Source organism: Allosphingosinicella indica (assembly GCF_900177405.1).
Lineage (GTDB): Bacteria > Pseudomonadota > Alphaproteobacteria > Sphingomonadales > Sphingomonadaceae > Allosphingosinicella > Allosphingosinicella indica.
Genome location: NZ_LT840185.1, coordinates 604447 through 623169, shown reverse-complemented (window position 1 = coordinate 623169; position 18723 = coordinate 604447). Strand labels below are relative to the sequence as shown.

Genomic DNA, 18723 nt, shown 5'->3' with positions numbered 1-18723 from the left:
CGCGCCGTCTTCCGGATGGCGCGGCCGTTTTCGTGTCGGCCCGTCGCCGCTCCGGCTCGACTCGCCGATTCATTCGGGCGAACCCGCGTCCGGACATTGCCGGTTCAGTCTGCGGCAGGCTTATCGGCAGCGATGCATTCCAGATCGATGAAGCCTCCCCGGCGCGGGCTCGCGCTGCTTGCCGCCGGTGCGGCGCTGTGGGCGATGCCCGCCGGCGCGCAGACCGCACAGCCTTATGGCGCGCAGGTCCCGCACCGTGAGAATCCGGGCGAGGCGTTGAGCCGCCATCTCCGCGCTTTGTCCGAAGAGCCGAAGAGCGTCGGCGCCTTGATGGGGGCCGGGCAGGCGGCGCTGGAACTCGGCGACGCCAATGCGGCGATCACCTTCTTCGCGCGCGCGGAGGAGATCAATCCGCGCGATGCCCGGATCAAGGCGGGCTATGGCTCGGCCTTCGTCAAGCTCGAGCAGCCGCAAAGCGCGATCAAATTCTTCAACGAGGCGGTGCGGAGTGGCATTGCGGAGAGCGAGATCGCTGCGGATCGCGGCCTCGCCTACGACATGATCGGCGATTCCCGTCGGGCACAGCGCGATTATCAGGCGGCGCTGCGCGCGCGCCCCGACGATGAGATCGAACGCCGGCTGGCGCTTTCGCTGGCGATCAGCGGCGATCGCGACGAGGCCCTGGCGGCGATCGACGGGCAGCTTCGGCGGCAGGAGCGAGCAGCATGGCGAACCCGCGCCTTCATTCTCGCGCTGAACGGAGATCCGGCGGGCGCGACCAGCACCGCCGCGACCGTCATTCCGGCGCAGGCGGAGAGCCTTCGTCCGTTCTTCGCGCAACTGTCGGGGCTCAATCCCTCGCAAAAGGCGATGGCGGTGCATTTCGGCCGCTTCCCGTCGGACGGCCGACCGGTGCAGATGGCCCAGAATTTCTCGACCGCGCCCAATCCCGGCGCCGCCGGTTCGGTCAGCGGCACGACGCCCGCCACCGCTACGCGGCGCACCGCGCAGGAGCCGCCTTCCTCGCAGCCGCGGCGTCGCCCCGGCCCCGATACGACGCCGCCTCCGCAGCAGCGCCGCGTCGCGCGCGCGCCGGCTAGCGAACGCAACGAGGGGCGCACGCTCAACCGCGCCGACCGCGTCGGATCGCGCATCCCGACCTCGACGACCGAGCCGGAGGAAGCACCTCCCGCGCGCCAATATGCCGCGAACAGCGCGGTAACGCCTCCTGTAACCCAGCCCTCGCCAGCGCCGACGGCGCCGGTCCGCCGCTGGGCGACGACCGATACCGCGCCGCGGCCGGCGCTCGGTCCGCCTGCATCGGTCTCCACCGCGGCGCCGACGCCGACGACCTCGACATCCACGGCGGTGCCTACGCCTTCGACAACGACTGCGCCGAACATAACGCAGAGCACCACGCCCGCCCCGTCATCATCGCTCTCCGCGACACCGGCTCCGGTCTCGCAGCCGCCGATGGGTCCGCCTTCTGTGGCGACGACGAACTTGATCCCCTCTGCGGTCGCGGTCGATACGCCTGCGACCAGTGCGCAAGCGCCTGCGCCTACCGTCGAGGCCGCACCGGGCTTCGCGAGCATCGCATCGCTAGTCGCGGGGCTCGGCGGCGAGCCGGAACTGGTGCCCGCTCCGGAACCGGCGAGACCTGCTCCGCCACCCGCCGCGGAAAAGCCCAAGCCGGAGCCGGTCAAGGCTGCCGAGGTGAAGAAGCCCGCGGAGACCAAGCCGGCGGCCGAGGCGAAGAAACCCGAGCCCAAGAAGCCGGCCGCGCCCAAGGAGCCGAGCCGCATTTGGGTGCAGGTGGCGGGTGGCGCCAACAAGCGCGATCTGCCCGCAGCCTATTCCAAACTGCGCGATCAGGCGCCCGCATTGTTCAAGGGCAAGAGTGCGTGGACGACGCCGCTGCGCGCCACCAACCGGCTGCTGGTCGGACCGTTCAAGAGCGAGGGCGAGGCGCAGACCTTCGTCAACGCGCTTGCCAAGGAGAAACTCTCGGGGTTTAGCTGGACGAGCCCCGCGGGGCAGGAGATCGAGAAGCTGCCCGCCAAGTGACCGCCAGAGCCCCTTATGCCGCCGATCCCGTCCGATCGCGCGGGCGGCTGCACGGGGGCGGCGCGGCATCGGAAACGCGCGGGCCGCGCGACGCCTTCCAGCGCGACCGCGACCGCATCATCCATTCGGTGCCCTTCCGGCGCCTCCGCCACAAGACGCAGGTCTTCGTCGCGCCCGACGGCGATCATTTCCGCGTCCGCCTCACCCACAGCCTCGAGGTCGCGCAGATCGGCCGCACCGTTGCGCGGGCGTTGGGGCTCAACGAGGATCTGACCGAGGCGCTATGCCTGGCGCACGATATCGGCCATCCGCCCTTCGGCCATGCCGGCGAGGACGCGCTACAGGCGGCGATGGCGGAGGCAGGCGGGTTCGATCACAATGCGCATACCTTGCGCGTGCTCACCCGGCTGGAGACGCCTTATCCGCGCCACGCCGGATTGAACCTGAGCTGGGAGACGCTGGAGGGGCTCGCCAAGCACAATGGCCCGGTGGTCAATCCGCCTTGGGCGCTGGCGGAGGCCGACGCCGAATTTCCGCTCGATCTGGCGAGTTGGCCGAGCCTGGAAGCGCAAGTCGCCGCGATCGCGGACGATATCGCCTATGACAATCACGACGTGGATGACGGCCTACGCGCGGGCCTGTTCACGCTCGACGGATTGTTGGCGGTGCCGCTGGCCGCGCGATGCTGGAACGGTGTGCTGCAACGCTTCCCTGGCCTGCCGGTCGAACGCCTCATCGGCGAGCTGGTGCGGGATCAGATCGGGCTGATGGTCAACGATCTGATCGCCGAGACGAAGCGGCGCATCGCCGAGGCGGGCATCCGCGACATCGACGACGTACGCGCTGCGGGTCGGGCGCTCGTCGGATTCTCACCCGACATGGCCGCGCGCGAGAGCGAACTGAAGCGCTTCCTCTATGCGAATATGTATGGCGCGCCGGCGGTGCAGGCAGTGGCGGACGAGGCGCAGGCGGTGTTGGCGCGCCTGTTCGACGCCTATCGCGCCGATCCCGGCCTGCTGCCCGCCGAATGGCGGCCGCTGGAGGATGGAAAGACCGCGCGACTGCGCGCCATCGGCGATTTCATCGCCGGCATGACCGACCGCTATGCGATCGCGCGCCACCGCGCGCTGGTCGGTCCGGCGGAGCTGCCCGAGGCGTTCTGACGCCCCGGGCAGCGCGCACCGATCAGGTGGCGTTGTTGCTGGTAAAGATCTTCCCGTTAGGGCCGTCGGGGAAGAAGCCGCCCTTGTTGATCGTCGTCGCGCTCAGATAATAGATGCTGAGCGCCTGGCCCGTGGTGCGGCTGTAGGCGAGGCCGTTGACGTCGGCGGGCGACACGTTGGCCGTGTTCGCATCGCCGGTCACGCCCTGATCGCGGTCAGGGGCGCCGTCGAGCGCGTCGCGCGCATCCGACAGATCGTCCGACTGACCGCGCAGCGTCGCGCCCTTCAAGTAAATGAGCGAGCGGATCATCGCGGCGTGATACGACTGGATGGCGATGAGGCCGACCACCGATTCCAGCAGCGTCTTGCTGGAGATGAGCGGGGTGATCGCCTTGAACGCCGTCACCGACACGTCGAGCAGGACGAACGCGCCGAGCAGGAAATTGTCGTCGTTCGCATAAGGATTGAACGACGCGCCCGCAGCGACGATGCCCGCGCTCTGCGCCAGCTTCGAGAAGGCGCCCGCGGCGTCGGCCGACAGGTCGAGCTTCGGCTGCGCGATAGCGTTGGCGGTGCCGACGAAGGCGCGCTGAAACACGATCTGCGCGCGAAGCTCGGCCGCGATCTCGCGCGCGAACTGGGAGATATTGGCGTCGGCGAAGCTCACCGCCGGGCCACCGGTGGCCGCGCCGGCGGTGCCCGTGCCGGTCAGGATGTCCGAAGACAGGCTGGCGCCGGTGGTCGCGAACGCGAAATACTGGCCCTGCAGATAGGAGATGTTGAGCAGGAAGTTGATCAGATCGGTATCGGTGAAGGCCGGGGTCGGCGAGGGCGTCGGCGTCGGCGATCCGGTGGGGGTCGGGGTCGGCGTCGGGGTGGGCGAGGGGCTCGGGCTGCCGTTGCCGCCGCCGCAGGCGGTGGCGAGCGCCGCGCCGGTCATCGCGATGGCAAGGCCGCTCGCGCCGCGCAGGAACCGGCGGCGATCCTCATGCTGCACGGTTGCTTCCTCGACCGGCTCGATCACCGAATTTTCCTCAGACATAAACACTCCCTGATGACTGGACCTGTTTCCGGCGCGTGATCCGGCCTGGTCGATGCGCTCGGTAACGTCCCCCGCTGCCGCGCTTTCCGCCTGGCCAGCCCGATCCTTCGGCCTGATTTCGCGCCTTGCTTCGCCTTTGGTCGCGCGTCAACCTTGTTGCGGCGGAGCGCAGAGGGACGTGGGCGGATGGCGAAGCGGCGGATCGTGATGATCGGATCGACCGGGCTGATCGGCCGGCAATTCGCGGCGCGAACGGCGGGCGAGGCCGAGCTGCACTGTCTTCAGCGAAGCGGCGGCGGGCCGGGCACCGTCCATGTCGCCGATCCGGAAGAATGGCCGACGCTTTCGACATCGCTCGCGCCCGACATTGCGGTTTCGGCGCTGGGTACGACGATGCGCAAGGCGGGAAGCGAGGCAGCGTTTCGCGCGGTCGATCTCGATATGGTGGCGGCGTTCGCGGAAGCGGCGCGGAAAGGTGGCGCGCGACAGATGATCGCCGTCTCCTCGATCGGAGCGGACGCGGCATCGCGCAATTTCTACCTCCGTACTAAGGGCGAGATGGAGGCTCGGCTCGGCGCGCTCGGGTTCGAGCGGCTCGACATCTTCCGGCCGGGCTTGCTCCGCGGGCCACGCGGCGGTGACCGGCGGGCGGGCGAGCGGATCGGCATCGCGCTCAGCCCGCTGGTGAACCTGGTCCTCCGTGGCCCGCTGGACCGATATGCCGCGATCGATGCCTTGGACGTGGCTGCGGCGATGGCGGCAATCGCGGATGCATCGGAGCCCGGCACTTTCGTTCACCACAATCGTGACATCCGGCGATCGGCGCACGACTAGCCGCGCCGCTTCAAATGCCGCGCGGGTTTCGCTAAGGCGCCCGCATTTCCCGGACAGATGGATTTCCAGCCCCGTGACTCTCTACGCACGTTTCGCAGCGCATATCGACGCCATCCTCGACGCCCTCATCGCTTCGGGCGATCTGCCGGCTGGGATCGAGCGAGGCGGCGTCGCGGTCGAGCCGCCGCGCGATGTGTCGCACGGCGATCTCGCGACCAATGCGGCGATGGTGCTGGCCAAGCGCGCGGGCACCAATCCCCGCGCGCTCGCCGCGCTGATCGCGCCGCGACTGGAGGCGCTCGACGAGGTGGAGGCGGTGGAGATCGCCGGCCCCGGCTTCATCAACCTGCGGCTGACGCCCGCCGTCTGGCATAGCGAGCTGGCTGAGATACTGGCGAAGGGCGCGGATTATGGCCGCTCGGCGATGGGTGAGGGGGTCCGCGTCAACGTCGAATATGTCTCTGCCAACCCGACCGGGCCGATGCACATGGGCCATTGCCGCGGCGCCGTCGTCGGCGATGCGCTCGCCAGCCTGCTCGAACATGCCGGCTATGCGGTGACGCGCGAATATTATGTCAACGACGCCGGCGGGCAGGTCGACGTGCTCGCCCGCTCGGCGCACCTGCGCTACCGCGAGGCGCTTGGCGAGGATGTCGGCGCGATCCCGGAGGGGCTCTACCCCGGCGAATATCTGATCCCGGTCGGCGAGAAGCTCGCCGCCGAGCATGGCGACGCCTTCGTCGGCAAGCCGGAGAGCGAGTGGCAGGTGCCGTTCCGCAAGGCGGCGGTGGCGGCGATGATGGACATGATCCGCGCCGATCTCGCGCTGCTCGGCATCCATCACGATCTCTTCTCCTCGGAGGCCGAGTTGCAGGCGGCGGGCAAGCCCGAGGCGGCCGAAGCGTGGCTGCGTGCGCGGGATCTCGTCTATGACGGGATGCTGGAAGCGCCGAAGGGCGAAACGCCGGAGGACTGGGAGCCGGTCGAGCTGCCGCTGTTCCGCGCGACGCAGTTCGGTGACGATCAGGACCGGCCGATCAAGAAGTCCGACGGGAGCTGGACCTATTTCGGCGCCGATCTCGCCTATCATTTCCAGAAGGCGCAATCGGCGGACCAGCTCATCGACATCTGGGGCGCCGACCATGCGGGGACGGTGAAGCGGATCAAGGCGGCGGTCGCGGCGCTGACCGAAGGCAAGACGCCCTTCGACGTGAAGCTCGTCCAGATGGTCCGCCTGCTCCGCGCCGGCGAGCCGGTAAAGATGTCCAAGCGCTCGGGCAATTTCGTAACGCTCGCCGATGTCGTCAGCGAGGTCGGCAAGGATGTCGTGCGCTTCACGATGCTCACCCGCAAGGCCGATGCGCAGATGGATTTCGACTTCGCCAAGGTGGTCGAGGCGTCGAAGGACAATCCGGTCTTCTACGTGCAATATGCCCATGCGCGGATCCGCTCGCTGCTCCGCAAGGCGGCGGCGGAGGGGATCGACCTCGATGCGCCGGCCGATCTTTCGCTGCTCGACGCGGACGAGACCGCGCTGGTCAAGCTCGGCGCGCAATTCCCGCGCGTGGTGGAAGGCGCGGCGCAGGCGCGCGAGCCGCACCGCATCGCTTTCTACCTGTTCGACCTTGCCGCCACGCTCCATGCGCAGTGGAACAAGGGTAATGATGATCCGGCAAAGCGTTTCCTCGTGGCACAGAATCCCGAATTGACACGCGCGCGTCTGGAACTGGCCTCCGCGATAGGGCAGATTGTCCGCAACGGCCTCGGCATCATGGGGGTGGCCGCGGCGGAGGAGATGCAGTGATGAGCGACGTGCGCGCGGACGACGGGACGCTTCCCGAGGAAGATCGCCTGCCCTGGCTGGAAGCAGTCGAGGAGGACGAGCCCGAAGGTCCGTCGGCGGGCAAGATGATCGCCTTCGTGGTGATCGGGCTGGTCGCAATCGGCCTCATCGTCGGCGGTCTGTTCTGGATGAACAATCGTGACGCGACGGCGGACGGCGACGGCACGCTGATCGCCGCGCCGGAAGGCGACTACAAGGTGCCACCAAGCGATCCGGGCGGGATGAAGGTCGACGGCAAGGGCGACACTGCGTTCGCCGCAAGCGAAGGCGCCGATCCGCTCGGCAATATCGACGTCAATGCGCTGCCCGAAGCGCCGGTCGCCAAGGCCACTCCGGCTCCGGAAGCGCCGAAGGCCGCCGCGCCGACGCCAGCTCCGAAGGCGGAAGCGCCGCAGCCCAAGGCGGCCGCGCCCGCTCCGGCTGCGCCCGCCGCCGGCGGCGGCGCCATCCAGCTCGGCGCTTTCTCCAGCCAGGCGGCGGCGAACAGCGCGTGGAAGGCGATGGCGGCGCGGTTCAAATATCTCGCACCGCTCAGCCAGAGCGTCACCCCGGTGACGACCAACGGCAAGACGTTGTACCGGCTCCGCGCCAGCGGCCCCGACGCCGCGGGCATCTGCGGCCGTCTCCGCGTCGCCGGCGAGCAGTGCGTTCAGGTGAATTGAGGCGAGGCTGCGGCCCCGGCGCGTTTCGCCGGGGTCGCAACCGCCAGCGATCCTGCTAAAGCGCGGCGATGCTGCCCGCGATTTTCGGCCTCAGCGGCCCCGAGCTTACCCCCGACGAGCGCGCCTTCTTCAAGGACGCCGACCCTGCGGGCTACATCCTCTTCGCGCGCAACTGCGTATTGCGCGATCAGATGCGTGCGCTGACCGACGACCTTAAAGCGCTGCAGGGCCGCGACGCACTGGCGATCCTGATCGACCAGGAAGGCGGCCCGGTGGCGCGGATGAAGCCGCCCGAATGGCCCGCCTTTCCCGCCGGTCCGGCGTTCGATGCGCTCTACGAGACCGCGCCGATCTCGGCGATCGAAGCGGCACGGGTAAATGCCGAGGCGCTGGGGCTGATGCTGAGCGAGGTGGGCGTCACGGTGAACTGCCTGCCGTTGCTCGACATCGCCCGGCCGGAGACCACCCCAGCGGTCGCGTCGCGCGCGCTGGGCCGCGATCCGCTGCGCGTCGCTGCGCTGGGGCGGGCAGTGCTAGACGGGCTCGAGGCGGGCGGGGTGATCGGCGTCGTCAAGCATATGCCGGGGCACGGCCGCGCGATCGTCGACACCCACTATCACCTGCCTGCCGTCACCGCGTCCGATGCCGAGCTTGAGGATGATCTCGCGCCGTTCCGCAAGCTTGCCAGCGCGCCGATGGGCATGACCTCGCACATCATCTTCGAGGCGTGGGACCGGGAGCGGCCCGCGACGCTGTCGCCGGTCGTGATCGCGGACATCATCCGCGGCCGGATCGGCTTCGACGGGCTGCTGATGACCGACGATATCGACATGAAGGCGCTGAGCGGCACCGCGGGCGAGAAGGCGGCGGGATCGATCGCCGCGGGCGTCGACGTGGTGCTCGATTGCTGGGCGCGGATGGACGAGATGGTCGATATCGCGGGCAGTATCGGCCCGATAAGCGACATCGCAACCGCCCGGCTCGACCGCGCGCTCGCGCGGCTGCCGCAGGCCGCGCCGAGCCAGAATTTCGCGGCGCTGATCGAGAAGCGCGACGCGCTGCTCGCTTACGCCTGAGCGCGCTTTCCTTCGCACCGCCGCCCGCTTAGTCTTCGCGCCGTGGACGCCTTCGAATCCCCGCTGCGCGCGCCGGCCGAGACGCTGACCGTCGATGTCGACGGCTGGGAAGGGCCGCTCGATCTTCTGCTCAACCTGGCGCGCGCGCAGAAGGTCGATCTCGCCAAGATCTCGATCCTCGCGCTGGTCGAGCAATATCTGGACTTCATCGCCGACGCGAAGAAGCTGAAGCTCGAGATCGCCGCCGATTATCTCGTGATGGCGGCATGGCTTGCCTATCTCAAATCCTGCCTGCTGCTGCCCAAGGATCCCGAAGCCGACCCGAGCCCGGAGGAACTGGCGCTGCGGCTCCAGCTCCGCCTCCAGCGGCTCGACGCGATGCGCGAGGCGGGGGCGCGGCTGATGGCGGGGGACCGGATCGGCCGCGACGTCTTCCTGCGGGGATCGACCGAAGGGCTGCGCGTCGTCCGCAAGGCGGCCTGGGAGGCCGATCTCTACGATCTCATAGCCGCTTACGGCTCGGTGCGGGCGCGGACCGAGCCGGTGATCCACGTCGTCGGCCGCCGGCCGGTGATGACGCTTGAGGAGGCGCTGCTCCGCGTCGAGCGGATGATCGGCACCAGCCTCGAATGGACCGCGATCGCCGACTTTCTGCCCGAGACGGGCGATGGCGAATTCCGCCGCTCCGCGCTCGCCTCCAGCTTCGTCGCCGCGCTGGAGCTGGCGCGGCAGGGGCGGGTCGAGCTCGCACAGAAGGCCGCGTTCGCGCCGCTGATGGTGCGGGCGGCATGATCGATCCCGACGATCCGCTGCGTGCGGTAGAGGCGGTCTTGTTCGCGGCCGAGCAGTCGCTCTCCCCGGACGATATTTTAGCGCACGTCGGCGGCGGCATCGACGTGCGCGGCGCTCTCGCGAGGCTTGCCGAGGACTATTCCGGGCGGGGGATCGAACTGGTCGAGCGCGGCGGGCGCTGGCATTTCCAGACGGCGGGTGATCTGGCGCATTTCCTCCGCCGCGAGCGCGAGGATCAGCGCAAGCTCTCCCGCGCCGCGCTCGAGACGCTGGCGATCATCGCCTATCACGAGCCGGTTACGCGCGCCGAGATCGAGGCGATCCGCGGCGTCCAGATTTCGCGCGGGACGCTCGACGTGCTGATGGAGGCGGGCTGGGTGCGGCCCGCGGGGCGGCGTGAAGTGCCGGGGCGGCCTCTCACCTTCGCGACGACGATCGGCTTCCTGTCACATTTCGGGCTCAAGAGCCGCCGCGACCTGCCGGGCATCGACGATCTGAAGGCGGCGGGCCTTCTCGACCCGATCGACACCGCGATGGAACAGTGGATCGGCGAACGGGAACTGGAAACCGAAGGCGATGAGGACTAGGTAGTCCCTCACAGCGTTGGAGATTCTTCATAATGGGTGGTTTCAGCCTCTGGCATTGGCTCATCGTCGGCATCATCGTGCTGCTGCTGTTCGGCAAGGGCCGCTTCTCCGACATGATGGGCGACGTCGCGAAGGGCCTCAAAAGCTTCAAGAAGGGCATGAGCGACGACGACGAGCCGGTGGTGCCGCCGCGGCGGCTGGAAGGCGGCAGCAGCGATGTCGGCCGCGTCGACGGCGCGCCGCTCGATCCGCCGGTCGCCCGTCCCGCCGACCCGCCGGTGGACCGCCGGGAGCCCTAAACCGCTTTTCGCCCGCGAGGCGCCTTGAATGTTCGACATCGCTCCGACGGAGCTTCTGATCATCGCCGTCGTCGCCCTCGTGGTGATCGGCCCCAAGGATTTGCCGCGCGCAATGCGCACGGTGGGCCAGTGGGTCGGTCGCGCCAAGGGCATGGCGCGTCACTTTCGTTCCGGCATCGATACGATGATCCGCGAGGCCGAGCTGGAGGAGATGGAAAAGAAGTGGAAGGCGGAGAATGAGCGGATCATGCGCGAGCACCCGCAGCTTCCGCCGGTGACCGAGGAAAGCGCCGCCGCCGCGCCGCCGCCCGACGGCGCCGAAGCGCCCGCAGCCTCCGCCGCCCAGCCCGAATTGCCGCTGCCCGAAGGCGAGATGCCGCCGCCGCGCAGCGACGATGGTGAACGCTGACATGCGCGATATCGACGACAGCAAGGCGCCGCTGCTCGAGCATCTGGTGGAATTGCGCAAACGGCTGATCCGCGCCTTTCTGGCGCTGGCGGTGGCGTTCGGCGTCTGCTTTTATTTCGCCGATCACATCTTTGCCTTCCTGGCGCAGCCACTCGTTGACGCCTTCGGGCCGGGCAAGGGCAAGCTCGTCTACACCAAGCTCTACGAGGCGTTCTTCACCGAGGTGCGCGTCGCATTCTTCGCGGCCTTCTTCCTCGCCTTCCCGATCATCGCCAACCAGATCTGGGCATTCATCGCGCCTGGGCTCTATGCGAAGGAAAAGCGCGCATTCCTGCCGTTCCTGATCGCGACGCCGCTTCTGTTCATCGGCGGCGGCGCGCTGGCCTATTATGTCGTCATGCCGACGGCGTTCCGCTTCTTCCTCGGCTTCCAGGGCAATCTCGGCGGTATCCAGCAGGAAGCGCTGCCCGCGGTCGGCGATTATCTCAGCCTCGTGATGCACTTCATCCTGGCGTTCGGCATCGCCTTCCTGCTGCCGGTGCTGCTGATGCTGCTCGAGCGCGCCGGGCTGGTGACGCGGACGCAGCTGGTCAAAGGGCGGCGCTATGCGATCCTCGTCGCCTTCATCATCGCCGCCGTCGCAACGCCGCCCGACGTGCTGTCGCAGTTCATGCTCGCGGTGCCGCTGATCTTCCTCTACGAAATGTCGCTGATCGCCATCTGGTTCACCGAGCGCCGCCGCGCGCGGGAGGCGGAGGCTGAAAAGGCGATCGAGTTGCATTCAGAGCAGGGATGACCATGCCCACCGTCCCGCCCTTCATCGACCGGGACTCCAGCATGTGCGCGGCGGACGACGGGGCCGGCTGGCTCTGCCCCGCGCCGCCGCGCGACCATTGCACGGTGGAACCGCTGATCGAGGCGGCGGAAATGTATCCGCGGCTGGAGCGGCTGGTGCTCGGCGCCGAAGCCACCGTCTGGATGGGCTTCCGCATCTTCGATCCCGGTACCAAGCTGCGTTCGGACGCGGCCAAAGCACTCGGACTCAGCGATTGGGGCGATCTCATCGCGCACAAGGCGCGCGAAGGAATCCGCTTCCGCATCCTCCTCGCCGACTTCGAGCCCGTGCTCGCCGATTATCTCCACGCCGGGAGCTGGTCGACCTACCGGCGCATTCGCGAAATCATCGAGACCCTGGAGGAGAGCCAGCGCGATCGCCTGCAGCTCCTCGTCGTCCAGCATGAGGGCGAGATGGGCTGGGCGATCCGCCAGGCGCTGCGCATCCCGCTCGGGCGGCGGCTGCGAAAGGTGATCGACGGGCTGATCGGCCGTACCGATCTCGACGACGGCGGCCTCGACACGCGGCCGGGGCTGTGGCGTTCGGTGCGCTGGGCGGACGGCAAGCCCGAAGGCTGGCGGCGATCGCCGCCGCCGCGGCTGTGGCCGGCGAGCTATCACCAGAAGTTCGTGGTGGTGGACGGCCGGCAGGTGGTGGTCGGCGGGCTCGATCTCAACGAGCGCCGCTGGGACGATCAGAGGCATCGGCAGCGCGCCAACCAGAATTGGCACGACATGTCGGCGCTGATCACCGGCGCGGTGGCCGGCGATGCGGCGCGGCATTTCGCGACTTTATGGAACCGCGAGATGCCGCGCTATCGCGCGACCGTCGCCGAGTGGACGGACGGTTGCGGTCGCGAATTGATGCTCGATCCGCTGGACAAGGCCGAGACCGCCGAAGCGCGGGAGGGCGAGGGCGATGCGACCGTACAGCTTGTGCGCACCGTCTCGCGAAAGTCGCCCACGCTGTTCGCGCTGGGTCCCAAGGCCGTGGTCCGTGAACTCAAGGCCGCTCATCGTGCGATCATCGGGGCGGCCCGCGAACGGCTCTATATCGAGGCGCAATTCTTCCGGTCGAAAGAGGCGGGTCGCTGGATCGAGCAGGCGCTGGAGGAAAACCCGGGCCTGGAGGTCATCATCCTGATCGCCAATGCGCCGGAGGAGATCGCTTTCGAAGGCCAGGGTGATAACCCCGCCCACCGGCATGGCGAATATCTCCAGGCGCGCGCGCTGGAGCGGCTGCTCAAGACCGGTGGGCGCGATCGCGTCGGCCTCTTCACCCTCGCCAAGCAGGAAGAAGCGGACGGCGCGGATGCCAAGTTCAAGAAGAGCAGGGGCACCGCGTTCGGCGCGGGGGTGATCCACATCCACAGCAAGCTGCTGATCGCGGACGATGCCGCGTGCCTCATGTCGTCGGCGAACATCAACGGCCGCAGCTTCGATTGGGATACCGAGCTCGGCGTGATCTGGGCCGAGCGCGGCGATGCGATCACCCGGTTCCGCCGCGATCTCTGGGGCCAGCTTTTCGACGGCGAAGTACCCGCCGATCTGGCGGAATGGCGCACGGTGGCGAGGGCCAATGCCAAGGCCGAGCCGGAGGACCGCGCCGGCTTCGTCGTACCCTATCAGATCGGCCGGGCACGCCGCTTCGCGCGGCCCTATTTCTTCATCCCCGACGATCTCGTCTGAACGAAAAAAGGGCGCCCGAAGGCGCCCTTCCGTAACATCCGAGAAAGCGCCTTAACGGTCGCCGGCATCCTCGATGGCCTGGCCGGCCGACTGGACGTCGCGGCCCGCGCCCTCGACGGTGTTGCAGGCGGCAAGCGCCAGACTGCCGGTGAGCGCGACGATGGCGATGAACTTGCGAACCATGATGAGTCTCCTAAGCCGTTTCGCGCCATCAAACCGCATGCGCGCGAAGGTGCGGAATAAAAGTCCGAGCCGCGAATTGGTTCCAGCGGCGTTATGACTGGGGGCCATTGCGCGACGGACTGCATAGGTGAGAAAAAATTTGGGCCCGGAGGCGCTACCGGGGGGGGGAGGTTAGCGCAGTCCGGGCCCATGGTGGATAGCGAGAGCGGGGGGGCAAAAGGTCACTATCCGAAGAGCAGAACCCGCATGCAGGATGGTAGTTCCACGCCATCGAAAATTTTTTGCCGATTTTTGTGCCGCGATCGAACGGTGCAACGACTTGTCATGCCGTCCGTTGGCCCGGAACACGAGACCAAGGAACGCATAGCATGAGCAAACCGCCAGCAACCGGCCCCAATTCCGATGTGGATGGCGTCCACGAGGACCGCCACGACGTAGTCGACGCCGCGAATGCGGCGGGCCAGACCGCCGCCGACCTCAAGCACGCGCAGGATCAGAGCAAGGGCCGCCCCCAGCGCTCGCACCACAGCCAGCCATCCGAGGAGAATAAAGATGACCGCGCACGGTAACCCCGACGACGTATGGGCGCTGCTCAAGAAGCAGCCGGTCGCCATGATGACCACGGAGGAAGCGGGCCAGCTCGTCAGCCGCCCGATGTACTCGATCCTTCGCCCCGATGAGAACCGCATCTATTTCATCACCCGGCTGAGCAGCGGCAAGGTCGGCGACATCGGCGGCACCGCGCGGATCAACCTCGCTTATTCCGACCCGGGCAAGAGCGATTATGTTTCGCTCGCCGCCACCGCCTCGACCAGCCAGGACCGCGCGAAGCTGGGCGAGCTATGGTCGATGTCCGCCGAGGCCTGGCTGCCCGAGGGCCCCGATGGCGCCGATACGGCGCTGATCACGGTGACGCCCGACGAAGCGAAGCTATGGGACGCGAACAGCTCCAGCCTGCTCTATGTGGTGAAGATGCTCGCCGCCGTGGCGCGTCAGTCGCCGCCAGACGGCGGCAAGGTCGAAACCGTCACGATGTAGGCGGCGGCGACCGGAAGGGGCGCTCGGAGGTTTCTCCGGGCCGCTCCGCCCGGTCGAGGATCGCGACCTGCAGAGCATAACGACCGCGCTCCGGATCGCGATCGATGGTCGAACGGAGCTGGCGCGAAAGGCCGGTGACGATCCGCTCGAACCGGTCGGCGAGTGCCGGATCTTTGACCGCCCCGGATATCAGGCTGTCCGACTCGATGGTGAGCTTGGCGACGTCGGCCCGCTCCTGATCGACACAGATCACCACGCTGCGCGCGCCCGAAAGCATAGCAAATTCGATCACTTCCGTGAGCAGAAACGCAACCGACACGGCGACATCCTGGGTCGCGTAGATCGAATCCACATCGACCTGCACCTGCATCGCGCTGGCCTGTGCGGGCGCGGTGGCGCGGAGGTTCGCGGCGAGTTCCGAGATCAGCGAGCGAAGCGAGACGCCGCGATTGTCCTCGAACTCGGCATAATGGTTGCGGTGGACCACGGCGAGCGCGTCCACACGCCGCTGGATCGCGGCATAGGCAGCGGCGACCTCGTCCGAGGTCGCCCCTCGCGCGTGCAGGTTGATGAGCGAGGCGACCACCTGAAGGTTGTTCTTCACGCGGTGATGCACTTCGCGGACCAGCCGGGTCTGGCGCTCCAGCGCGGCTTCCAGCTCCGCTTCGTGCCGGGCGACGGTGCGGGTCACCTGATCGAAGGCAAAGCCGAGCTCTCCGATCTCGCGCGCGGGTGTGGAGAGTAAAGGCAAATCGAGATGGCGGTCACCCGGCTGATAGGAAGCGACCGCACGCTGCATCCGGACGAGCGGTTTCAGCAGCAGGCGGTTGACGATCCACCAGCCGATGCCCGCCGCGCCCATCCACATCAGCACCGGCAGCAGGATGATGAGGATCTCCGCGGCGGTGATCGGCACCGCGCCGGCGCGGATGCGCAGCTCCAGCCGGTCGCCGATCACCGGCGTCGCCGCGTTTATCGTGGTCTTGAGCGCGGTGTTGCGGAAGCCGTCGTGCAGCGTCAGCGTGCGCGCACCGTCGCCGATCTCCAGATCATAGCCGCCGGCGGTGTTGGGAAAGCGGGTGATGCGCTCCAGATTGGCGCGGTCGAACTCGGCCACGCCTTCCAGGATGCCGCGCTGGTCGTAGAGCAGCAGGGTGAGCGAGGATCCGTCGTCGGCGATCCGCGCGGTCGAGGTCGGGCTATTGAACCCGATCGCCATGGGCCGTGCCGCCGCGAAGCCCGGACTCGAGCATAGCGCGGCTCCGTCGTCGGAAAACAGGGCGTAGCGCCACTGCGATCCCTGCGCGCGCGCCAGCCGCTCGACCGTTCGCTCGCACAAAGCGGGATCGGGCGCGGCCGCCCGCAAGGCTCCGCCCGCTGCGCGCATCGTCAGCACCGCGCGGCTTACCGCCGCGTCGAGCCGTTGCGCTTTCAGTTCGAGCGCGGTCTGGATTTCGCTGATATTCTTCGCGTCGTTGGCGCGCGCGCTCTCTATGGAGGCGAGCACGGCGATCAGCCCGAGCGGGCAGAGCCCGATCCCGAGAATGAAAAGCATTTTGAGCCCGGTCGACAATCGCGCGAAACGCGCGCCGATCCAGTCGAGCAACGATGGCCGGTATTTGCTGGCCGTCATGGCGACGTCCTGCGCTCGATCCTCACCTCAACCGAGCTTGCCGAGAAGGTCGAGCATCTCGGGAGGAATATCCTCGTTGACCGTCCGCTGGTAAACGGTGCGCAAGGCATTGCCCACGTCCGCCTTGCCGCCGGATTTCTTGCTTTTGCCGCTGTCGGATTTGGCGCCGTGACCCCCGCGCCCATCCTTTTGCTTCTCAAGGCTCAACTCTATCACCCCTCGCGGCCGTTCCCTCGGCCGGTATTTTTCTCGTTCAAAACACTCGCCCAGGGTTGCCCACCCCTACGGCCCATCGCGCGGGCGGACGATCCGAGTCCGGGCGGACATAAGAGCCCGGAATGGGCAATGAAACAAAAAACTCCCTGATTGGTTCCAATGTTCAGGAAGGGGAGCGGGCCGGGCTGTTTCCTTTCCGTCCGCCATCGTTGCGTATCCGAAAGGACGCGGGGTTGCCAAGCGAGGGGCGGGCTTCCAAAAGACCGGCAACACGGATTTCCAGGAGTTTTCCCGCTTATGTCGCTTGGTCAGGATCTCGCGCCGCATCTTCCCTTCCTTCGGCGCTATGCCCGTGCTCTCACCGGCAGCCAGGCCCATGGCGACGCTTTCGTCCGCGCGACGCTCGAGGCTATCGTCGCGGCGCCGGACGATTTTCCCCGCGATGTTGACCCGCGCTTGGGCCTCTACCGCACGTTCCACGCGATCTGGTCGAGCGCGAATATCGAAGAGAATGTCGACGGCGACGATGTCGATGATACGCACGAGGGGATCGCCAAGGCGCGCCTTGCGCGGATCACGCCGCTGTCGCGTCAGGCGTTGCTGCTGACCGCGATGGAAGGATTCACCCCCGAGGATGCGGGCTATCTGATCGGTGCGGAAGCCAATGAGGTGGACAGCCTCGTCGCCGAAGCCTTGTCGGAGATCGAGCGCCAGACGCACGCCGAAGTGCTGATCATCGAGGATGAGCCGATCATCGCGATGGATATCGAGACGATCGTCCGCGATCTCGGCCACGAAGTGGTCGGCGTCGCGGTGACGCGCGAGGAAGCGGTCAGCCAGGCGCTGGCGCGCCGCCCCGGCCTCGTGCTCGCCGACATCCAGCTCGCCGACGACAGTTCGGGGATCGATGCGGTGAAGGACATCCTCGCCGAATTCCAGGTGCCGGTGATCTTCATCACCGCCTTCCCGGAGCGTCTCCTTACCGGCGAGCGGCCGGAGCCGACCTTCCTCATCACCAAACCGTTCCAGCGGTCGACTGTGAAGGCCGCGATCGCGCAGGCTTTGTTCTTCGACACGGCGACGGTGCCGGCAGGCTGACAGCGAGGTCCTCGAAGGAACCGTCCGCGACTCCGCCGCGTTGGCAACCGAAACGAACGGAACTTCGAGGACCGCATTACCGATGGACGAAGGCGAACCGCATCTCAGCAAGACCGAAGCACGTGCCGGCACCACGCCGCACATGACGCGCAAGATTCTCCCGATCTCGATCATATTGGTCGTGATCATCTTTGCGGTGCTCTTGATCGTCTGGCGCTAAGTCCTAGATTCCCGTAAACAAAAGAATGACCGTCGCGGCTTGCCATTTCTCCGGCAAGGCGGGATGTTGGCCTTGGGGGCATGATGACGTCAGCCGAGAATGAGGAACCGTTGGAGGACGCACGGCGCGAAGAGCCCGTTCCGCTGTCCGACAACGAGTTCAAGGAGCAGCTCGGGCTGGTCATACCCCATCTGCGGGCGTTCGGCCGCTCGCTCTCGGGCAGCCGCGATCTCGCCGACGATCTGGTGCAGGAAACGCTGCTCAAGGCCTGGGCTGCGCGCAAGCGTTTCCAGGCGGGCACCAACATGCGCGCTTGGACCTTCATCATTCTGCGCAACCTCTTTCTTAGCCAGATGCGCCGTGCGCGCTTCAAGGGGGAGTGGGACGAGCTGACCGCATCCAAGCTGCTCGCTGCGCCGGCGAGCCAGGACCGTCACGTCGAGCTCGGCGATATGCAGCGCGCGTTGCTGCATCTTCCGCAGCCGCAGCGCGAGGCGCTGATTCTCGTCGGTGCCGGCGGCTTCGCTTATGAGGAAGCAGCGGAAATCTGCGGTTGCGCCGTCGGCACGATCAAGAGCCGCGTCGCGCGTGGGCGCGTGGCGCTCGAAAATCTTCTCACCGAGGGCAAGCTGCCCTCGCGCCGCGAGCAGGCGAAATCAGACGTCAGCGCGCTCCAGTCGATCATGGACGAGGTCGACGACCTCAGCCGCGACCGCGACGCCTGAAACCCAAAAACAACATTGCGGCGCCCGGCCGAAGCCGGAGCGCCGCAATGTTTGTCACGTCGGATTACGTCGCGCTCAGTCGAGCTTGGCAAGCAGCGCCTCAAACGAACGCGGGTTACGCGGCTCGCTCTCCAGCGCGAAAGCTTCACGCAACGCATTCCCGACGCCGGCGTGAAGCGTGGGCGGAGCCACCTTCACAAACCGTCTTTCGGAAGCGTTGATCATGGCTTCTCTTCTCGGGTTGATCGTAGTCACGGACCTAATAACGTCCATGTTTAACACAGGTTGCCATTGTTGCGCCTGCACAACGGTT

At 67.3% G+C, this 18723-nt stretch carries 22 protein-coding genes; 17 read left to right on the top strand and 5 right to left on the bottom strand.

The annotated features are described in order from the left end of the window. The first annotated feature begins 147 nt into the window (after window positions 1-147). Both B9N75_RS03190 and B9N75_RS03185 read left to right on the top strand, forming a co-directional pair. Window positions 148-2067, top strand: a complete 1920-nt coding sequence (locus B9N75_RS03190; RefSeq protein WP_172840795.1) for an SPOR domain-containing protein — start codon at window positions 148-150, stop codon at window positions 2065-2067. Further along, on the top strand, window positions 2064-3230 hold the full coding sequence (locus B9N75_RS03185) for a deoxyguanosinetriphosphate triphosphohydrolase (RefSeq protein ID WP_085217494.1): 1167 nt from the start codon (window positions 2064-2066) through the stop codon (window positions 3228-3230). The genes B9N75_RS03190 and B9N75_RS03185 overlap by 4 nt, the downstream gene beginning before the upstream one ends. Before the next feature lie 22 nt (window positions 3231-3252). On the opposite strand, the gene B9N75_RS03180 is transcribed toward B9N75_RS03185, so the two are convergent. Continuing rightward, the gene (locus B9N75_RS03180; RefSeq protein ID WP_085217493.1) at window positions 3253-4272 is read right to left on the bottom strand and encodes a ferritin-like domain-containing protein; all 1020 of its coding nucleotides are present in this window, start codon (window positions 4270-4272) and stop codon (window positions 3253-3255) included. A gap of 186 nt (window positions 4273-4458) precedes the next feature. On the opposite strand from B9N75_RS03180, the gene B9N75_RS03175 reads away from it, so the two are divergent. The 10 genes from B9N75_RS03175 (at window position 4459) to B9N75_RS03130 (ending at window position 13297) form a co-directional block, all read left to right on the top strand. Continuing rightward, complete coding sequence (locus B9N75_RS03175; protein WP_085217492.1) at window positions 4459-5106, top strand: Rossmann-fold NAD(P)-binding domain-containing protein; 648 nt, start codon at window positions 4459-4461, stop codon at window positions 5104-5106. A gap of 73 nt (window positions 5107-5179) precedes the next feature. Further along, window positions 5180-6910: an arginine--tRNA ligase gene (gene argS, locus B9N75_RS03170; RefSeq protein WP_085217491.1), complete on the top strand. Its 1731-nt coding sequence runs from the start codon at window positions 5180-5182 to the stop codon at window positions 6908-6910. After that, window positions 6910-7611 carry an SPOR domain-containing protein gene (locus B9N75_RS03165; RefSeq protein WP_085219374.1) on the top strand — a complete coding sequence of 234 codons (702 nt, stop codon included), beginning with the start codon at window positions 6910-6912 and terminating at the stop codon, window positions 7609-7611. The genes argS and B9N75_RS03165 overlap by 1 nt, the downstream gene beginning before the upstream one ends. Before the next feature lie 68 nt (window positions 7612-7679). Then, entirely contained in the window at window positions 7680-8687 is a 1008-nt protein-coding gene (locus B9N75_RS03160) for a glycoside hydrolase family 3 N-terminal domain-containing protein (protein WP_085217490.1), read from the top strand. A 42-nt stretch (window positions 8688-8729) separates the two neighbouring features. After that, window positions 8730-9479 (top strand): segregation and condensation protein A, encoded by a 750-nt coding sequence (locus B9N75_RS03155; protein WP_085217489.1) that lies wholly within the window; start codon window positions 8730-8732, stop codon window positions 9477-9479. After that, complete coding sequence (scpB, locus tag B9N75_RS03150; RefSeq protein WP_085217488.1) at window positions 9476-10066, top strand: SMC-Scp complex subunit ScpB; 591 nt, start codon at window positions 9476-9478, stop codon at window positions 10064-10066. Before B9N75_RS03155 ends, scpB begins: the two co-directional genes overlap by 4 nt. A 32-nt stretch (window positions 10067-10098) precedes the next feature. Further along, window positions 10099-10365, top strand: coding sequence for a twin-arginine translocase TatA/TatE family subunit (locus B9N75_RS14450; protein WP_085217487.1), 267 nt, complete (start codon window positions 10099-10101; stop codon window positions 10363-10365). Between the two features lie 28 nt (window positions 10366-10393). Then, window positions 10394-10774 carry a Sec-independent protein translocase protein TatB gene (gene tatB / locus B9N75_RS03140; RefSeq protein WP_085217486.1) on the top strand — a complete coding sequence of 127 codons (381 nt, stop codon included), beginning with the start codon at window positions 10394-10396 and terminating at the stop codon, window positions 10772-10774. Between the two features lies 1 nt (window position 10775). Beyond that, window positions 10776-11570: a twin-arginine translocase subunit TatC gene (gene tatC, locus B9N75_RS03135; RefSeq protein ID WP_085217485.1), complete on the top strand. Its 795-nt coding sequence runs from the start codon at window positions 10776-10778 to the stop codon at window positions 11568-11570. 2 nt (window positions 11571-11572) lie between these two features. Then, a complete protein-coding gene (locus B9N75_RS03130) occupies window positions 11573-13297 on the top strand; it encodes a phospholipase D family protein (protein WP_210189346.1) in 1725 nt (574 codons plus the stop codon). A gap of 51 nt (window positions 13298-13348) precedes the next feature. On the opposite strand, the gene B9N75_RS03125 is transcribed toward B9N75_RS03130, so the two are convergent. Next, window positions 13349-13480: an entericidin A/B family lipoprotein gene (locus tag B9N75_RS03125; RefSeq protein ID WP_085217483.1), complete on the bottom strand. Its 132-nt coding sequence runs from the start codon at window positions 13478-13480 to the stop codon at window positions 13349-13351. A gap of 368 nt (window positions 13481-13848) precedes the next feature. Between B9N75_RS03125 and B9N75_RS14175 the strand changes: the two genes are divergently transcribed. Then, a complete protein-coding gene (locus tag B9N75_RS14175) occupies window positions 13849-14049 on the top strand; it encodes a hypothetical protein (RefSeq protein ID WP_172840794.1) in 201 nt (66 codons plus the stop codon). Then, on the top strand, window positions 14033-14518 hold the full coding sequence (locus B9N75_RS03120; RefSeq protein WP_172840793.1) for a pyridoxamine 5'-phosphate oxidase family protein: 486 nt from the start codon (window positions 14033-14035) through the stop codon (window positions 14516-14518). Before B9N75_RS14175 ends, B9N75_RS03120 begins: the two co-directional genes overlap by 17 nt. Here the strand turns inward: B9N75_RS03120 and B9N75_RS03115 are convergent. Together B9N75_RS03115 and B9N75_RS03110 are read right to left on the bottom strand one after the other, a co-directional pair. Next, window positions 14508-16151, bottom strand: a complete 1644-nt coding sequence (locus tag B9N75_RS03115) for a sensor histidine kinase (RefSeq protein WP_085217481.1) — start codon at window positions 16149-16151, stop codon at window positions 14508-14510. The two genes, B9N75_RS03120 and B9N75_RS03115, sit on opposite strands and share 11 nt — an antisense overlap. A gap of 27 nt (window positions 16152-16178) precedes the next feature. Then, complete coding sequence (locus tag B9N75_RS03110) at window positions 16179-16367, bottom strand: NepR family anti-sigma factor (protein WP_425292407.1); 189 nt, start codon at window positions 16365-16367, stop codon at window positions 16179-16181. Between the two features lie 297 nt (window positions 16368-16664). Between B9N75_RS03110 and B9N75_RS03105 the strand changes: the two genes are divergently transcribed. From B9N75_RS03105 to B9N75_RS03100, 3 genes are all read left to right on the top strand, one after another. Then, window positions 16665-17465, top strand: coding sequence for a response regulator (locus tag B9N75_RS03105; protein WP_085217479.1), 801 nt, complete (start codon window positions 16665-16667; stop codon window positions 17463-17465). A gap of 82 nt (window positions 17466-17547) precedes the next feature. Further along, window positions 17548-17685, top strand: coding sequence for a hypothetical protein (locus B9N75_RS14170; protein ID WP_172840792.1), 138 nt, complete (start codon window positions 17548-17550; stop codon window positions 17683-17685). A gap of 80 nt (window positions 17686-17765) precedes the next feature. Next, on the top strand, window positions 17766-18410 hold the full coding sequence (locus tag B9N75_RS03100) for a sigma-70 family RNA polymerase sigma factor (RefSeq protein WP_085217478.1): 645 nt from the start codon (window positions 17766-17768) through the stop codon (window positions 18408-18410). Window positions 18411-18485: 75 nt separating this feature from the next. Here B9N75_RS03100 and B9N75_RS13885 read toward each other — a convergent pair whose 3' ends face one another. Continuing rightward, window positions 18486-18635: a hypothetical protein gene (locus tag B9N75_RS13885; RefSeq protein WP_157123668.1), complete on the bottom strand. Its 150-nt coding sequence runs from the start codon at window positions 18633-18635 to the stop codon at window positions 18486-18488. Window positions 18636-18723 lie beyond the last annotated feature (88 nt).

Coding starts and splice junctions, on each gene's coding strand:
- B9N75_RS13885 (WP_157123668.1), bottom strand. CDS start 18,635: ATGATCAACGCTTCCGAAAGACGGTTTGTGAAGGTGGCTCCGCCCACG.
- tatB (WP_085217486.1), top strand. CDS start 10,394: ATGTTCGACATCGCTCCGACGGAGCTTCTGATCATCGCCGTCGTCGCC.
- B9N75_RS14170 (WP_172840792.1), top strand. CDS start 17,548: ATGGACGAAGGCGAACCGCATCTCAGCAAGACCGAAGCACGTGCCGGC.
- B9N75_RS03175 (WP_085217492.1), top strand. CDS start 4,459: ATGGCGAAGCGGCGGATCGTGATGATCGGATCGACCGGGCTGATCGGC.
- B9N75_RS03180 (WP_085217493.1), bottom strand. CDS start 4,272: ATGTCTGAGGAAAATTCGGTGATCGAGCCGGTCGAGGAAGCAACCGTG.
- B9N75_RS03100 (WP_085217478.1), top strand. CDS start 17,766: ATGATGACGTCAGCCGAGAATGAGGAACCGTTGGAGGACGCACGGCGC.
- B9N75_RS03130 (WP_210189346.1), top strand. CDS start 11,573: ATGCCCACCGTCCCGCCCTTCATCGACCGGGACTCCAGCATGTGCGCG.
- B9N75_RS03115 (WP_085217481.1), bottom strand. CDS start 16,151: ATGACGGCCAGCAAATACCGGCCATCGTTGCTCGACTGGATCGGCGCG.
- B9N75_RS03120 (WP_172840793.1), top strand. CDS start 14,033: ATGACCGCGCACGGTAACCCCGACGACGTATGGGCGCTGCTCAAGAAG.
- scpB (WP_085217488.1), top strand. CDS start 9,476: ATGATCGATCCCGACGATCCGCTGCGTGCGGTAGAGGCGGTCTTGTTC.
- B9N75_RS03125 (WP_085217483.1), bottom strand. CDS start 13,480: ATGGTTCGCAAGTTCATCGCCATCGTCGCGCTCACCGGCAGTCTGGCG.
- tatC (WP_085217485.1), top strand. CDS start 10,776: ATGCGCGATATCGACGACAGCAAGGCGCCGCTGCTCGAGCATCTGGTG.
- B9N75_RS03160 (WP_085217490.1), top strand. CDS start 7,680: ATGCTGCCCGCGATTTTCGGCCTCAGCGGCCCCGAGCTTACCCCCGAC.
- B9N75_RS03165 (WP_085219374.1), top strand. CDS start 6,910: ATGAGCGACGTGCGCGCGGACGACGGGACGCTTCCCGAGGAAGATCGC.
- B9N75_RS03190 (WP_172840795.1), top strand. CDS start 148: ATGAAGCCTCCCCGGCGCGGGCTCGCGCTGCTTGCCGCCGGTGCGGCG.
- B9N75_RS14175 (WP_172840794.1), top strand. CDS start 13,849: ATGAGCAAACCGCCAGCAACCGGCCCCAATTCCGATGTGGATGGCGTC.
- B9N75_RS03105 (WP_085217479.1), top strand. CDS start 16,665: ATGTCGCTTGGTCAGGATCTCGCGCCGCATCTTCCCTTCCTTCGGCGC.
- B9N75_RS14450 (WP_085217487.1), top strand. CDS start 10,099: ATGGGTGGTTTCAGCCTCTGGCATTGGCTCATCGTCGGCATCATCGTG.